11 protein-coding genes are annotated in these 16,613 nt (G+C 47.5%); 10 read left to right on the top strand and 1 reads right to left on the bottom strand.

The window, feature by feature from the left end; all coding sequences use genetic code 11:
• The first annotated feature begins 155 nt into the window (after positions 1-155).
• From QYZ87_06710 to QYZ87_06745, 8 genes are read left to right on the top strand one after another with little or no spacing between them, the layout of a single operon-like run.
• Positions 156-608 carry a hypothetical protein gene (locus QYZ87_06710; protein MDN4754216.1) on the top strand — a complete coding sequence of 151 codons (453 nt, stop codon included), beginning with the start codon at positions 156-158 and terminating at the stop codon, positions 606-608.
• Between the two features lie 51 nt (positions 609-659).
• A complete protein-coding gene (locus QYZ87_06715) occupies positions 660-1,115 on the top strand; it encodes a hypothetical protein (GenBank protein MDN4754217.1) in 456 nt (151 codons plus the stop codon).
• A gap of 27 nt (positions 1,116-1,142) precedes the next feature.
• The gene (locus QYZ87_06720) at positions 1,143-1,670 is read left to right on the top strand and encodes a hypothetical protein (GenBank protein ID MDN4754218.1); all 528 of its coding nucleotides are present in this window, start codon (positions 1,143-1,145) and stop codon (positions 1,668-1,670) included.
• Between the two features lie 3 nt (positions 1,671-1,673).
• Positions 1,674-2,192, top strand: coding sequence for a hypothetical protein (locus QYZ87_06725; GenBank protein MDN4754219.1), 519 nt, complete (start codon positions 1,674-1,676; stop codon positions 2,190-2,192).
• A 14-nt stretch (positions 2,193-2,206) separates the two neighbouring features.
• Entirely contained in the window at positions 2,207-2,356 is a 150-nt protein-coding gene (locus QYZ87_06730) for a hypothetical protein (protein ID MDN4754220.1), read from the top strand.
• 3 nt (positions 2,357-2,359) lie between these two features.
• Entirely contained in the window at positions 2,360-5,989 is a 3,630-nt protein-coding gene (locus tag QYZ87_06735; protein MDN4754221.1) for a hypothetical protein, read from the top strand.
• A gap of 4 nt (positions 5,990-5,993) precedes the next feature.
• Positions 5,994-6,740 (top strand): hypothetical protein, encoded by a 747-nt coding sequence (locus QYZ87_06740; protein ID MDN4754222.1) that lies wholly within the window; start codon positions 5,994-5,996, stop codon positions 6,738-6,740.
• Positions 6,737-12,235 (top strand): hypothetical protein, encoded by a 5,499-nt coding sequence (locus tag QYZ87_06745; protein ID MDN4754223.1) that lies wholly within the window; start codon positions 6,737-6,739, stop codon positions 12,233-12,235. The genes QYZ87_06740 and QYZ87_06745 overlap by 4 nt, the downstream gene beginning before the upstream one ends.
• Positions 12,236-12,298: 63 nt before the next feature.
• Here QYZ87_06745 and QYZ87_06750 read toward each other — a convergent pair whose 3' ends face one another.
• The gene (locus QYZ87_06750) at positions 12,299-12,871 is read right to left on the bottom strand and encodes a hypothetical protein (GenBank protein MDN4754224.1); all 573 of its coding nucleotides are present in this window, start codon (positions 12,869-12,871) and stop codon (positions 12,299-12,301) included.
• A gap of 639 nt (positions 12,872-13,510) precedes the next feature.
• Here QYZ87_06750 and QYZ87_06755 point away from each other — a divergent pair.
• Entirely contained in the window at positions 13,511-14,221 is a 711-nt protein-coding gene (locus QYZ87_06755; GenBank protein ID MDN4754225.1) for a hypothetical protein, read from the top strand.
• A gap of 392 nt (positions 14,222-14,613) precedes the next feature.
• Positions 14,614-16,236, top strand: coding sequence for an ABC transporter ATP-binding protein (locus tag QYZ87_06760; protein MDN4754226.1), 1,623 nt, complete (start codon positions 14,614-14,616; stop codon positions 16,234-16,236).
• The last annotated feature ends 377 nt before the right edge of the window (positions 16,237-16,613 follow it).

Genomic DNA, 16,613 nt, shown 5'->3' on the forward strand with positions numbered 1-16,613 from the left:
GCTGCGGCTTGAAAACTCACAATTGCAGGTCAACCAGCAGGAGCTGATGCGTCAGTTGGAGGCATTGCGTGAGGAGTCAGAAGCCATGAGTGCAGTGCTGAAGGAGATGAACATTTCCATCCCTCGCAGGCGTAGAACTACAACTATTAAAAAGGATGAATAAACGATACTTAATACTCATGGTAATGCTCATCGCCCTTGCAGGGTGCAGGGCGAAGCAACCTGTGATCCAGCAGGTGCCAATCAAGGAGACCACCCAAGTGGAGCTAAAGACAATTGAGCTACCAGGCGACTCGGTACTCATGCGAGTGCCGCTCGAACGGCTTTCAAATGGCACTCAGACATCAGGAGTGTCTGTCTCTCCTAAAGGGCTACAGCTGCTATGGCAATTAAGACAAGGTATGCTCGAGCTACAAGCGAGGCACCCTCCAGAGCGCGTCGAGTACCCCGAAACGACTACCATCAAGGAAGTACCCGTGGAAGTGGTCCGAGAGATAGAAGTGAGCCACCTACACTGGTGGCAGAAAGCCTTGATGTGGATCGGGGTAATTAGTATCATTTATATATCAATAAAAGAGGGCATGGAAAATGCTCCGAGGAAATTATAACACTCTCCGAGAGTTTATGAATACTCTCCGAGAATAAATAGTAAGTAGAATATGGCATTTGAATATAAGATAGTCCAACGAAAAAGCAAGTTGAATGGAGGGCAGCAGATACAAATGGCTACCCAGATGTCCAAAGGTAAAGTGCCTATCCGAGACATCGCAAAGAGACTTGAGCAAATTACCTCGCTTGGTCGAGGTGATGTGATGAACGTACTGACGCACCTTGGCGAGGTGGTCAGTGAGTATATGCGGTTAGGGTATAGTGTTAATCTTCACGAGCTGGGCACCTTTACCCCACGCATTTCAAGTAAGTCAGTACCCGCTGGCGAAAAGTTTACCTCTGATTACATTCGAGGTGTTAAGATGCGCTTTACTCCATCTACCTTCATCAAGGCGGAGCTTAGTAGAGTGAAATTCGAGTGTCAAGCAGATGTGTGCAAGGCACCAACGACCAGCACACCACCTAAGGAGGAAACAACCCCAGAAGAAGGAGATACAGCAATCTAATAGTAAACAGAATAAAGAGATAATAGTATGTCAACAAATAATCCAATCGCAGTATTACGCATCAAGGAGGCTTACTTCGGAGAGCCGATTACCTCCAAGGATGCCATCGCAACCACCTCATTTACCACTAAGGCACCGATGCACTTTGATGGAGATGAAGTGGGTCTTTTCCGAGATAAACCCGAAAAATTTGAAATTGGCGTACACGAAAGCGACTCGCCTATCTACATCACTTACGACGGTGTACCTTACAAGTACACTGGTAGCTTTACCTCAGTAACGAAAGCACAGATGGCGGAGCTACTGGGTGGCGAAGCGACAGAAGGTGGTGTGGAGCTATCAGCTGATGTTAAGCGCATCCACAAGTCGGTTAAGCTGGTGATGAGCGACGGCTCGGTCATCGTCGTGCCCAACGCACAGGGATTTGTAACCATGAGCGGCAAAATTGGGAAAAAGAGTGTAGTTACCTTCCCATTCGAGTTCGAGTGCCTCGGGGCATCGACAGCGTGGAATGTCGCTATGGGTATCTACGATAAGGACCCATCAACGGTATAACCTATGGACGATAGCACAATGAGTGCTCTCGACCTGATCCTCCAGCGGGGCGTGCGGTTTCGGCTGCCCGCCCCGTTTTGGAAAAGAGTGATAGGGAGAGACACGGTAAAGATTAAGCCCCCCAGTGTGGGTACCGCTCTTATGATTTTACATGAGGCGGTGATTAATGACTTGGCAGAAGAGGAGATAAGCCAACTATACGTAAATGTAATTACGCCAAAACAACTTCTCGGAGTTAAACGTATTGTAGCCATAGCGATTCTTGGCAAAGCTCAGCCGAGAGAAAGAGAATTGGCAAGATTAGTGGATAAACTTGACCAAGTACTTCTTAAAGATCTGTTGCACCTCTATAATCTTACGATGACGATGTGCAGGGGTGAAAATTTTCGGAAAGCTACTCTCTCGGTGTGGGCATTGATAAGGATGCTTCGGGTGAGGCCACAAAGCAAGACGAGTCAAGAGTCAAAGGACTCGATAGCGTCTTCGGAGTCATCGGCAAGTGGAAACGAGATAGAGGACTAACACATGAGGATCTGATGGCTCAGCCACTTGCACTTTTGCTCCTCGAGGACATTGACCAACCATATATCGACTACAAGAGTAGCGAGGAAGATAAGGAGGAAACACCAGTGATAGAGGGGGCGAAAGAGTTAAGAAGTTTATTAGGCATCAAAGAAGAAAGTTAAAGCATGGATGAGGTAAGCATTGACATACGGCTCAATAGTAACGTAGAGGAGGAAGCAGGTAAAGCGACCTCGGCCATACAGGAGATGGCGCAAGGTGCTTTGGATGCTCAGGCAAAGCTAAAAGCAACAATGGACTTCAGAAAAAAGCTAATCAATGAGCTGAAGAATGCCATCATTGAAATCAATGATCAGATACAAGCACTCTCCTCGAAGAATAAAGACTGGGGTCTCACCAAAGATGGGAAATTCTATAAGCAGGAGCTAGCATCTGTAAATAAAGAAATTGAACTACAGGAAAAGGCGTTGGCAGCTGAAAGCAAAGAACTGGAGAAACTCATAAACGGATACGGTTTAATTGCTACGCAAATAAGAAAGACCAAAGCGGAGATGGCAACACTCTCGGCTGCTGGCAAACAGAATAGTGAGACCTACCGCAAGCTGGAGCGAGACCTCCAAGAATTAGCCGAAGCGCAAGCGATGGTCAATCGTACGGGGCAAGAGCTCGCAAAGGGTAATAGAAGCTGGCAAGGTCTTGCCGATGCTGTGAGTGCTTTTTCTGGTGCGGCATCAGCTGCCACTGGTGCGTGGACGCTCTTAGGGGGTAGCCAAGAGGACCAAGCCGCCATCCAAACCAAGCTGCAATCACTGATGGCGATTACTATTGGTTTGCAGCAGGTGCAAAATGTATTGCTCGAGACCTCTACGTTTCGCATACAGACGGTAACCAAGGTCAAACGCTTTTGGTCCACCGCAAACACTAAATTAGCCGCATCATTGGGTATGTCTGCGGCAGCAGCCAAAGCACTCACCGCGACAATTACCCTCGGTTTGTCCGTCGCTATCGGCTTTTTAATCTCAGCTTATGACAAGTGGCAGAGCAAGCAAAAGGCGATACGTGAGGAGCAGGAGCGCTTTGCCTCCTCTGTATCGAATAAAGTTGGTGATGTCATTGCTACCTACAAGCGACTACAACAAGAGTTTGTAGCACTCAATGGTAACCTGAAAAAGCAAAAAGAGTTTGTCCAGAAGAATGCCGAAGCTTTTAAGCAGATGGGTGTAAAGGTAGATGATGTACGATCTGCCGAAAATCTACTGGTTGATAACACCGACGCCTTTGTCAAAAGCGTCATGATTAGGGCTAAGGCTGCCGCATCCATGGAGCTAGCCAGCGAAAAATACAAAGAGAGCATTCAAAAGATGATGCAGGCAGAGCAAAGAGCTGCCAATCCTACTGGTATGGATAGCTGGTTTGCATTTGAAGAAAATGTAAGGCAGTTTACTCTGGGCCTTGGGTGGGGAGACACGGATGGAGGTTATATCGCTAAACTAAGAAGTCGTGATATAGCTGATGACGCTCGTAAGGATAGAGAGGCAGGAGACCTTCTAATACAGAACTCTTTGAACTTTGAAAAAGAATACAAAGAGATCTGGGATAACATCGGAGTGGTCCCCATCGATACTATCAGTAAGAGTAGTAAGAGTACAGAAAATGCGTACAAAAAAATGTCGGATCGTCTTGCTCAAATCGCCAAGGCTAATGAGGAGGAACTGCTGGCTATTGAGTTGGCAGCACTTAAGGAGGGGCGCGAGAAGAAGCTCCGAGAGCTGGAGATAGAAAATGAGAAGCGTAAGGCACTCCTCAAGGAGCGTCAGCGTGAGCTCGAGGAAATCGCCAAGGCGGGAATTGATACTACCGCCCAGCAAGCAAAACTTAAGCTCGTCAGCGACAATGGCGATGCTGAGTACCTCCGCAAGGTAGCCGAAGCAAATGCGGCATCTGACCGCATCATCCAAGAGGTGGAGGCAACCCTTGATGCCAAGGTGGCTACCCGACAGGAACAACGCATTGCCCAAACTAAGCGTGAGTATGATGAGTGGCGGAAGGAGGCGGAAGCACACGTGAGGGATAAGGAGGAGCTTGCCGACATCCTCGTCCGAATAGCTACCGAAGAGCAAGCGGAGCTCTCTCGCATCCGAAAGGAGGGCGAGCTGGACCGCATCGACTTCGAGGAGATGATAGCTCTCCGCCGCATACAGATCTCCAACAAGCGGTATAACCTTGAGACGGAGCGTGAGGAGGAACTCCTCGAAACGGAGCTGGCATTTGCCCAAAAAAGACAAGCTAAGCTACAGGAGATGCAGGCGAATGGTGCTGATGTGGGCAAGGAGATAGAGGAGGTCACCGAGCGTATCAAAGACCTCACCGATGCCCTCGAGGATATACCCGTCCGCAAACTGGAGGAGATGGGTCGAGGCCTGCAGAGCATTTTCGGCTCGCTGTCTAAGTTGGGCGGAGAAATCGGCGAAACCTTTAGCTCGCTCGCCGAGTCGGTTGGTATTGCTGTTTCTGGGATAAAGTCCAAACTGTCTATAGATAAAGTGAGCGCTGCCATTTCGGGCATCATGCAGGTGGCAGATGTCGCCATACAGCAGGCTAAGGAAAATCGAGAGTTCATGAAGGCGTGGCAGGAGGCAAACGAGTCTGCACTGCAGGTAGCTCGGATGCAACGCATCGAGGCAGCAGGCTATAAAGAGGGTAATATCTTCGGCGTCGAAAACCCCTACGCACGAGCCATCGCTGGGGCTAAACAGTACGCTAAGACGATGTATGAGCTGCAGGCACTCTCCCGTACCCTTGCCAATGGCCAAGTGCAGGTGGGTAGCAAAAAGGTAGTATCAGGCAGTAATGTGGCCAAAGGGGCAGCTGGTGGTGCAGCCGCTGGCGGTGTGGTGGGGTCTATATTTGGACCCATAGGTACAGCCATCGGTGCTGGTATCGGTGCCCTCATTGGTGGTATCTTCGGTGGATCTAAGAAAAAACTGGTGCCAGTTTTCGAATCTCTCGGCAAAAAGTATAAGGAGATATATGACAAGGATACTTTTGCACTCAACCCCGAAATCCTACAGGACTATGCTAAGCTGGATGACGCCACCAAAAAGTTGGTGGACAATTGGGATGCGATTCAAAAGAAAGCGCAGGAGGCGGAGCAACAGATGCGGGATAACTTCCGCTCGCTCTCTGGTGACATTGGTAGCCAGCTCTCCGAAGCGCTGAAGAAGGGAATAGCCGATGGCGATATCTATGCTGCCTTTGATGACTTCAAGTCGTACGCCTCTAAGGTCATCTACGACATCGGCGAGCAGATGATTTTCGCTCAGTTTTTCCAAGAGTCTTTCGATGAGCTCCAGAAGCGGATGGAGGATAGCTTTGGGGCAGGAGGAGACGGTGACATCAGAGACGATATCCGTTGGCTGGTCGATTCGGCTCGGGGCAATATCGATGGCTATAAAGATGCCATGGATGCTTTTCGGTCTGAGCTGGAGAAACAAGGTCTGCAGCTCCCTGATATGGATGCAGGGCGCAAGGCGGAGGCTCGAGGTATTGGTAGGATGACGCAAGACTCTGCAGAGCGACTCGAGGGACTGATGACGGTGCAGGTGGACCGACTATCGACCCTCGTAACTTACGCCAAGCAGACGGACGATTACCAGCGTGATGCAAGGGTGTACTTTGCTACCATGATCCGACAGATTGACCGCATCGCAGCGAATAGCGACTATCTCCGCAAGCTTGATAACATCGCTACTGACATGTATAGAGTGGCACAAGACGGTATTTACCTAAAGAAATAATGTGATGGCGACACTGATCAACAATATAGACATTAATGCACAAGGCATCTACCTCGCACGTCATGGCGCGGAGGAACTCTTTACGCTCCCTAATCTCTCCGATGCGGAGGTCAATGACTGGCAGGAGGTGGAGGGCTTACAGGTGGACTTTACCACCGTCCAGATCCAGCACCCCGAGGTGGTGGTGCGTTACGTGGTTACTTCGCTCGCCGCTCGGTCGGCTCTCGAGCAATACCACAAGGCAGAGAGCATTAAGCTAACGCCCCACGGCTGGGGGCGTACCTTTACCCTCCGCAAGGCTAATGCGGACAACTGCAAGGTGCTGGCCAAGGGTGATCATATCATGGAAATAGCCTATCGCTATGAGCTGGACGACTTGCCTAAGACTCAGATAACGTCAGATGTGGAGCCTGTAGTTTTTAGATCAAGATACAAAATTGGAGGTGTCTCACTATCTCAATTTGGAATGGTCATCAACGAGACACATGCGCTCTATACACCTGATGATTTTAAGGCATTGACGCTCGTGCGAGATATGAGAGAGGCACAACTAATGTGTACGATGTTCGCATCATCTTGGTCGGTGCTGTGGGCTAATCGTGCAGCTCTCTGGGATGCTCTGCAAGGGGAGTTATCTCTATCTACGGACATGGGCACAACTCTTAAGGCTCGCTACCTCTCATGCTCGACACCTAAGCAGGTGAGCCAGCAACCAGTTATCTCATTTACGCTTAATCTACAATTGATATGATAACTATATACAACGCACAAGGAACTAAGATTATTGATGTGGCCAACCTCGAGGGGAGCTACTGCGATCGCTCGATCATGGGTGGCAGCACCCTCCAGTTGGTGGTTAAATCTGATAAACCTATTGATATCCCTCTTAACTCTTATGTGGAGTATGAGGCACGTCGCTATACATTGCTCTACCCAGCGAGCATCAAAAAGCAACACAGCAAGGAGTTTGATTACACCCTGCTTTTTCACGGTGAGGAGGAGCTCCTCTCCTCCTGTCTCATCAAGGATATCTCGGGTGGCATACCTTACCGAGTGAAGTTTGCCATCACAGCTAAACCGATTGACTTCGTCCGCTGTATCGTGGACTCGCTCAATGAGCACTACGGCGGTGGGTGGAGTGTTGGCAATGTGATCGAGGCGACCGAACAGACACTCGCCTTTAGTCATGAGTACTGCCTCGGGGCCATCTCTAGAGTGGCGGAGGTGTTTAATACTGAGTTTAGCGTCGACAATAAGACGGTATCGCTCGGCAAGGTAAGCATCATGGAGGATAACCCTCTACCGATGAGCTATGGCAATGGTAAGGGGTTCCGCCCTGGCACTGGGCGACACAATGACGGTAAAAAGTCGGCGATCGGCAAACTCTATGTCGAGGGTGGCACACGTAATATCGACTACTCAACCTACGGAGCTCAAACACTCCTCCTACCTAAATCTGCAACGCTACAGTACAATGGTCGTACATATCATACGGATGCGCATGGCATGTACATCACCTGTGATCAGGCAATCGGCACTGCGGAGGATAGCTACGATGGATCCGCCGTATATCCGATGCGGGAGGGTACAGTGTCTGAGGTCATTGAGGAGGCAGATGGATACGATTTTACCGACACCTCTATCCCTGAGAGCTTGAATTTTAACGACTACCGTATCAAAGGCGAAAAAGCGGTGGTGGTCTTTCAGACGGGAGCACTCACAGGGCGGGAGTTTGCTCTTGTGCAAACGAAAGGCAAACTCAGTGGCTATATCCACTCCGAGCGAAAGTTTAAGCTCGTGAGCGAGGAGCAGGATGGATTTATGATGCCTGGGGGCAACTTTGTCCCCAAGGAAGGTGATAAGTACGCCATCTTCAATATCACCCTCCCTGCCGAATACCTCTCGAACGCTTCTCAAAGGCTCTTCGAGGAGGCAGTACGATACTTCGATACGGTCATTAATCCTCCCTATATCTTTTCTGGGGAGGTAGATCCCATCTGGGCGAAGAAGGAGTGGCTACGCATCGGTGGGTATATGCAGCCAGGTGGGCATTTACTTTTTAGCGACCCGCAGTATCACCCCGAGGGATCTGTCATCCGAGTGACGGGTGTCCGCACACTCCTCGACAAGCCCTACGCTCCACAGCTCACCCTCTCCAATGCACCAGCTGCACTCAGTGTGAGTAACGCCCTCTCCAAGCTCGAAGCAGACAAGGTGATAGCCGAGCGAGAGCGGAGGGCACAGCAACGCTCGCAGCGACAGGACTACCAGCAGGCGCTGGAGTTCATCGGGATGGTCGAAAAGGCTATTGAAGGGCTGGAGGGCTTTACGGCGAGGATAAAACCGAGCGTCGTGGAGACCATGGCAATTCTTATAGGTAGCCAGGCGACACAGTTTGGATTTGTCCAAGCGATTAATTCGCTTGAGGCTGCCCCTTTTTCTGTGAATTATGACCCCAGCACCAAGCGAGTAATCATCAGTAAGGGCATCATTAGACATCAGACCATCGGCATTACCGATATGACTGCTAATCGACCAGCTACCGATTACCGCTACTGGTCAATCCCTGAGTACATCTCACCAGCACTTACTGATGATTTCGCCAGCTACTACATATATGCTAAGGTAGATAGAGATGGTGAGATAGGCAATTATCTGCTGTCGGAAAAACCTATAGAAATGGAGAGTAATCCACAGAGCTATCATCTCCTTATTGGAACTTTATCCAGCATTGTGGATGGCGATAGAGCGTACAATAAGCTATACGGTTACAGCCTTTTCACTCCAGGTCAAATGGTCCTAAATACCATCTCGAGCACAAACGGTGCTATGACCATTAACCTCGAGACTGGCGAAATCTTTTCGGATAGTATTAGTTTTCGTCGTCCAGATAGTGGGACAAAAACTAATATTATTGATTACATTGACGAGCTTGACGAACATCAAGCAATTATAAAAGATGGCACTTGGTGGCGATGGGATGGTGAAAAGTACGTGGATACAGGTGAGGTCGCTAAGGGCGACTCTGGTCCTCGTGGGCTGCAAGGAGTCCAAGGCCCTCAGGGAGTGCAGGGCATACCAGGTGCTAAAGGAGCGGACGGTAAAACCTCTTACACTCATATCGCCTACGCTGACAATGCGAGCGGTGGAGGCTTTAGCCAAGATCCAGCTGGAAAGGCATATATCGGTATGTACGTTGACTTTGTGCAAGAGGATAGCAGCGACCACAAGAAGTATAAGTGGTCACTGATTAAGGGTGCAGATGGGCGCAACGGTACCCCAGGCAAGGCGGGTGCAGATGGTCGCACCCCTTACCTGCATATCGCCTATGCTAATAGTTCGGATGGTCGGCAAGGGTTTAGCGTGAGCGATAGCCAAGGTAAGTCATATATCGGGCAGTACACCGACTATAACCAGGCAGACAGCACCGATCCAACTCAATACAAATGGACGCTCATTAAAGGCCGCGATGGTCGTGACGGTAAGGATGGAAAGGACGGCTTACAAGGATTACAAGGGAAAGACGGCAAGGACGGACTCCCTGGTCGTGACGGTAAGGATGGGAAAACTCAATATACCCACATCGCTTATGCCAATAACGCATCGGGTGGTGGCTTCTCTCAGTCTCCTACTGGAAAGGCTTATATTGGTATGTATGTGGACTTCGTCGCCACAGACTCGAGTGACCCAAAGAAGTATAAGTGGTCGCTCATCAAGGGGGCAGATGGGCGTGACGGCATCGCTGGTAAGGCAGGAAAAGACGGCCGAACCCCTTACCTGCACATCGCTTATGCTAATAGTTCGGATGGTCGTCAAGGGTTTAGCGTGAGCGATAGCCAAGGCAAGACCTATATCGGCACTTACACCGACTTTGTGAAGGCGGATAGCACAGATCCAAGCAAGTACAAATGGAGCTTGATCAAGGGGGACAAGGGTGATAAGGGCGACTCTGGTCCTCGTGGGCTGCAAGGAGTCCAAGGTCCTCAGGGAGTGCAGGGCATACCAGGTGCTAAAGGAGCGGACGGTAAAACCTCTTACACTCATATCGCCTACGCTGACAATGCGAGCGGTGGAGGCTTTAGCCAAGATCCAGCTGGAAAGGCATATATCGGTATGTACGTGGACTTTGTGCAAGAGGATAGCAGCGACCACAAGAAGTATAAGTGGTCACTGATTAAGGGTGCAGATGGGCGCAACGGTACCCCAGGCAAGGCGGGTGCAGATGGTCGCACCCCTTACCTGCATATCGCCTACGCCACATCAGCAGACGGAAAGAAGGGTTTTAGTACAACTGTGTCAGCAGGCAAGACCTATATCGGCACTTACACCGACTTTGTGAAGGCGGACAGCACTACTCCATCAGATTACAAGTGGACGCTCATTAAGGGTGAAAAAGGGGACCGAGGTCCGACTGGTCCGAAAGGCGACGGTCTAGACGTCAAGGACACTAGAAATGATAACCAACTGCCAAACTGGTATCGTGAGAATTACCGACTCACAACCGTCAAGGAGTTTAAGTTTCAAGGTGTTATTGAAATTCCGAAGGTCTGGAGGGATGGCTCGTATTGCACGCTTGAGACGACAGTCAATTGGGGTGATAAAAGTGGCGGTCGAGTGACGCAGAAAGCGACTCTTAACAGCGGTCAGGAGTTGTATCGTGTCGGTGGTGCTGATGATAGTGCGTGGGGCGAATGGAGCAATCTCAAAGCGGAGGTACAAGAGATGAACGCTGGACTTTCCAATGCCAACACCCTCATCTCATCGATCGAGACCATCACTAAGCAACTGAAGGAGGGCAAACTTGACGCCAGCAAGTTCGATGACATCCGCTACCTCACCGACGCCCTCCAGCACGGCGAGACCACCATAGCTGGCGGTCTTCTGCTCACGAAATCCATCCTCATGAGTAACGTGAGTGGCGGGATCACAACCGCCATCTCAGGCTACAACGAGGGGGGCGGTGTCGCTTTCGAAGCAGGGATCAAGAACTATAAGCAAGAGAACCACACCTCCCGAGTGGTAATCAACCACGACGGAACAGCTCGATTCGGCGACATGTATGTCAATACCGAAGATGAGGATGTCGTGAAATTTATAGATCAGTCGTCTGGAAAAAATCACGAGTATCTGAAGTTTGGCGGGACGGCTCCTTCTGAGAGCTACATGAACGATCAGAGCACAGAGATTAAAGAGTTCCCAATGCCGTCCGCACGAGCTAAAAATCGTAGCGGTTCATTCATAATTGGTCGTGAATATGAGAGTATCGAAAGTAACAGAGAGATAAGGCATGAGTTTGAATTGACAGCTACAGCAGAGGCAGTCGCAATTCGGGAAGATTTTAACGGAGGGCCATCGGTCATGTCAGCTACACAATCCGATTATGGTCCTGGAAGCAACAAGGGTGACAAAGTAATCACATATCTGCCAGCTTGGGCGAATAGCACGGCTCATGTGGAGGTCAAAGTGTACAATAAATCTGGAGTCGTCGTATGGAGCGACACAAGCACGAAAGTCACCGCAAGTGCACACGCTAGTGGAGGCTCCGTATCATTAAAGGATATCCTACCCCTTGAGGATATCCAAGATGTGCAGACCCAGACGAAGAAAGTATATATGCGCATTCCAGCAAATGTAATGGTAAAAGGGTACAAATGGAGGGTTTACTTAGTCATCAGTGGCTCGGCAACTCACGGCGGAAGCTCATACGAAGCACACACTAAGAACGGGAAGGAGTTTGTCCCCTACGACAAAAGCAAGCCATTCGTAGCTATTGCTAAGGATAAGGTCGCCTTCTTTTTTGGTAGGCAAAGGCAAATCCTCCTTAATTATGCCTCCGATTGGCTCATGAAAATCATCGGCAACGTCCTCGTCCAGGGAACCATCAAGGCAGACATCCTCGAAGCAGGAGAGTGGAGAGGCAGCGGAGCCGTCCTCGCTGGTGCAACGTTTGACAAGAATGGAAGGGAGTTAAAAAGCTTCGGGAAGTATAAAAACAGGAAGGGGCAGAGTTCTGCTTATACAGTCTATTCTTACAATAGTAAGCTCTATACTGTCTACCACTCCATCCCCCACAGCCGATACGTGCCGATAGTGCAGGTGTCAGGAGAAACAGGAGGCAATGGCGGATGGTCACTAACACCACGAGTCTATAGTGTCTCGGCGTATAGCTTTACCGTTGGGATTATCACCAATGGAGACAACAAAACACGAAATGGGCTATCCTACGTAGCTTACCAGGCTGACTAAAAGAGAGGGAGGAGCGACCAATTATAGTCGCTCCTCCCTCTCTTTTAACTGTGTGGAGAATCTTTATTGCTTCCCCGCAGCTTTTAGTGCTTCCCACTCCGCTTTGGTGATGGGAGTCGCTGTAAATGCTTTTTCGAACAGCTCATAAACCTTTTTATAGTCCCCTGACTTGTATGCTTTGCGAATCCCCTCGCTCGCCTCTTTCATGACAGCATTGGGGATGTAAGCCCCGACGTCACCCTCCGCAATGGGGATAAGGATACGCACATCACGCCAATCTAAAAATGCCTCGTTTAATGTTCCGTCTTCGGTTATTATCATCTCCCCCCACATCTTTATCCTGGCGTTAGCGATATCTCTTTGTTCATCGCCGACTCCAATGCCTGTTTCACGCCCCATATCTGGAGCGTACATGTGAAATGCCAAAGCCTTTTCTACTACCTCCCGAGGCGATAACCTCGTATACTTGTCACCCTCTACTTTTGGTATTGTGTTGTCCTCAATTACCCTCATACCCTCATTTTTAATGTTAACATAAACGAAAGCACCATCCTTGAGCACCTTCGGCTTTTTGTCTCCGTTACACGCTGTAAGCAGTGCCACCACTGCCAGCATCATCACTAATACCTTTTTCATATTATTTTAGTTTTTATAATTAATTGATTCTTTTACAAATATACACTAATCCGCGTATATAGTTCGCTAAATCCGTTAATATCGTCCAGTGAATTCGTTAGTACTTGTGGATAAATCCGTTAGTACTAACGAATAACTCCGTTTATACTTCTTAGTTCGTTCTCCACTCGACCACCACCAGAGAGCGAATAATATTATAAATGTACGTGTGCGTCACAATCAAATGAGCCGTTTCGTTTTTCCTACCACCCATCCAATCAATAAAGAAAAAAGCCATTTCGTTTTGTCTTCGAGAGCCGTTTCGTTTCGACGGTTATATTATATAAAAGAGAAATGCTTCTCATAGGAAAAAATTATTTTTCATATGAGAAGGAGAACTGTTTCCTATGAGATGAATTTCATCTCAACATTGGAGCCTTTTTCCAACAGCATAGCTTCCATATCGTCAGTACTCTATTAGAAGCTTAATAATACCCGCTTGGTAGTTTGAAAACATCTGCTCTCTATCAAACATTCCGACAATAAATCCAGGTCATTATTTAATTATTCATAAAAAAAGGCCTCTTATTTTTTGGAAATTTTATAGAGATTAGTATCTTTGGCAAACAAATATCGGTAGTTTACATTACAAAATACTAAATGAAAAAGAACACAATAAAAATTATTGCTACGATCGTCCTCATTTTCGTATCCAAAACAGCTTATAGCCAAGCTTTCTCAAAGGATGATCCAGTTGGCACTGTGATAGAATACCAAAGAGGAGATAAGGCGGATAACATTGAACGCATGACCTTGGTACAGAAGGAAAGCACAGCTCACGGGGATGAACTCACCATACAATTTGGCGAAGGTGACGTCCAAATGAAATGCCTTCGCACTGATGATGAGATAATATGGGATCCTAAAAACCTAGCTCTCATGATCAAAAAAGCCATTGACGATGAAGACATAAAGTTGAGAGTAAGAGCAAAAGGTGATGGCTTCGTGATTCCATTACAGCCTAAGCTGAATGATAAATACAGAGACCTCAAATTCAAACTCACATTTAGCATCTACGGACTAAAGCCTAAAGTCAATATCATGGTATTAGACCGTGAGGTCATACGACGAGAAGTGGTAGAGACTCCGATGGGCTCATTTGACACTTATTTGCTCCGTAGCAAATGGCGACTCAATATCAAATTTCTGCTCATCATTAATGAGACAGAGGACTTCGAGATGTACCAGTGGATTGCTCCTGGTCTTGGAGTCATCAAAGAAATTACAACAGATGAAGACGACTTTGAAAACGCCACCCCTGAAATACTTATCAATAAATATATGTCCAAGGAAAAGGTAACTTCCAATTGACGGACTCTCAGGTCTTTATTAAATAATACAATCAGACCAGCACGATTATAACTTAAGTATATGCATATGGAGGCAACTTCCATATGCATATACTACCCCACCCCCTTAGGACGATCTCCTCCAACCGGTGATGACGAAGTTTTTAGGCACTGAGTATTTCAATAAAATCAATCAAAGATAATCCACTATACTGCTAGCTATATCATTAATACATTGCATCCTTTGATCCTCCTTGAATCACAGCAAGTAATCATGAAAAGCATATACTACATGGGCTTTAACAAATCTACATATAGTAATAGGACTCATTTCAGCAAAATAATACTATCTTTGACGTCGTTAAAAGCGTCTCTATTCAGGACGCAAAAATTTGAAAATGTGACAATACAAGAGTGTTCAAATTTCTACACCAAATATCAAAGGGGATACGATCATCTCTTATAGCTCTTATTGCGGTAGGATTAGCAGATGTCTTGCTAACTCTAGCCTTTGTGTGGTCCACGAAAGCATTAGTAGATGTTGCGACTGGTGACAGAGAGGGGTCCTTTATCCTATATGTAGGTCTGTTGATAGGGCAGGTCATTTTACAAATAGCCGTGAGGGCAATAGAGGTTAGAGTCACCCAAATCACAGAGGTCAAGCTCTCTAATCAGATACGATACAAACTTTTTAATCACCTCCTCCAAATAGAATGGGAACCACTTAGTAAACTAAGAAGAGGAGATATGGTGACTCGATTAATACGTGACACTGATGATGTAGTAAAACTACTCACAAATGTCCTCCCAGCTTCTCTGAACGCCACAATACAACTTACTGGGGCCTTCGTATATCTCTACATCCTTGACTGGGAGCTGGCACTCATTCTTACGATGATAACTCCAATACTCCTTGGATTTAGTAGAGCTTACTACGTACCAATGAAGAAGTACACTCGCCAAGTAAAAGAGTCTGAGAGCACCATTACTTCTCAAGTGGAGGAAAGCCTTGTAAACCAATTAGTCATACGCACCTTCGAGAGGCAAGAAGCAGAATTAGAGCGACTTACGACATTACAGGATGATCTACACAAAAAGGTAGACCTCAGGAGCAAGGTATCACTGTACGCTCGTGCCATTACTGGACTCACCTTTCAAGGGGGCTACGTCATCGCATTCATTAGAGGTGCATACGCTATTTCGATAGGGGCAATTACTTTCGGTACCCTTACAGCCTTCATGCAATTGGTTGGCCGTATTCATCGACCTTTACGCGAACTCACACGATTGGTGCCACAGTCTATCATCGCAAAAGCGGCCACTGAACGACTAAATGAGGTTTTTGGGATGCCAACAGAAAACTGTGCAGAGAAGATCGTGCTAGACGAGCCCTTCACCTTAGAGATAAATGAACTCACTTACATTTATCCTGGTGACAGAAAAGTAATCATAACAGACCTTTCCTTCAGCGTTGCTCCAGGCGAGACAGTGGCCTTAATGGGCGAAACCGGAGCTGGTAAAACAACGCTATTGAGACTGATCCTAGCACTGGTCAAACCGCAAAAAGGAAGCATAAGTCTGACCCAAGGGTCTCTGCAATACCCTGTCTCTGCATGTACGAGAGGTAACTTTGTGTATGTACCACAGGAGAACTTGCTCTTTAGTGGATCGATTCGTGATAATCTGCTGGTCGGCAACCCCGACGCAGATGAGTCTATGCTCATCAATGCGTTGAAGACAGCGTCCGCATCCTTTGTACTCAAATTTCCTCAAGGAATGGATACCGTGATCGGCGAGGGCGGAATGGGGTTATCAAAAGGGGAAGCTCAACGCATAACCATAGCCCGATCTCTATTACGACCAGGTAATATACTACTCCTAGATGAAGCAACCTCAGCACTAGATGAAGAGACAGAAAAAAAGTTTCTTAGTAACCTAAAGAAAGAATTAAATGGACGATCAGTTATATTTATAACTCATCATTCAGAAGTCGCTTCGCAATGTGACAAGGTTTTTCTTTTGAAGAAAAAAGATTAGGACTCTCCCGACTAAACATATTCACAATTCGGGAGTGCTACATTTAGCCTCATTCTCGCGAATCACTAACTTTACGACTCTTACCTGAGCATTTGCAAGGTGAATAAAACACAAGATTCTAGGTCTGAGGGTATGAGAGGATACTTAGGTAGGTAACCAAACCTGAATGAGAAAATGCAGTAGATGAACCTACTGCAATGCCTTCGATTAATTTTTTCTAAGACATAAACATATTAAAAGAAGCCGTTACAGAGTTGAGACTATGGTGCGACACCAAGGTCATTTACTCTATAACGGCTATAATTATATAAGGACTGTCAAAAGGGACAGACCCCTTAAGCATATTTTCATTTTAGAAAAAGCCTCAGCTTCTTCTC

It is taken from the genome of Porphyromonadaceae bacterium W3.11 (genome assembly GCA_030434245.1).
Lineage (GTDB): Bacteria > Bacteroidota > Bacteroidia > Bacteroidales > Porphyromonadaceae > Porphyromonas_A.

Bases quoted from the DNA above. Each gene is read 5' to 3' on its own strand.
- QYZ87_06735 (MDN4754221.1), top strand. From the start codon at position 2,360: ATGGATGAGGTAAGCATTGACATACGGCTCAATAGTAACGTAGAGGAG.
- QYZ87_06715 (MDN4754217.1), top strand. From the start codon at position 660: ATGGCATTTGAATATAAGATAGTCCAACGAAAAAGCAAGTTGAATGGA.
- QYZ87_06745 (MDN4754223.1), top strand. From the start codon at position 6,737: ATGATAACTATATACAACGCACAAGGAACTAAGATTATTGATGTGGCC.
- QYZ87_06730 (MDN4754220.1), top strand. From the start codon at position 2,207: ATGGCTCAGCCACTTGCACTTTTGCTCCTCGAGGACATTGACCAACCA.
- QYZ87_06710 (MDN4754216.1), top strand. From the start codon at position 156: ATGAATAAACGATACTTAATACTCATGGTAATGCTCATCGCCCTTGCA.
- QYZ87_06725 (MDN4754219.1), top strand. From the start codon at position 1,674: ATGGACGATAGCACAATGAGTGCTCTCGACCTGATCCTCCAGCGGGGC.
- QYZ87_06755 (MDN4754225.1), top strand. From the start codon at position 13,511: ATGAAAAAGAACACAATAAAAATTATTGCTACGATCGTCCTCATTTTC.
- QYZ87_06750 (MDN4754224.1), bottom strand. From the start codon at position 12,871: ATGAAAAAGGTATTAGTGATGATGCTGGCAGTGGTGGCACTGCTTACA.
- QYZ87_06720 (MDN4754218.1), top strand. From the start codon at position 1,143: ATGTCAACAAATAATCCAATCGCAGTATTACGCATCAAGGAGGCTTAC.
- QYZ87_06740 (MDN4754222.1), top strand. From the start codon at position 5,994: ATGGCGACACTGATCAACAATATAGACATTAATGCACAAGGCATCTAC.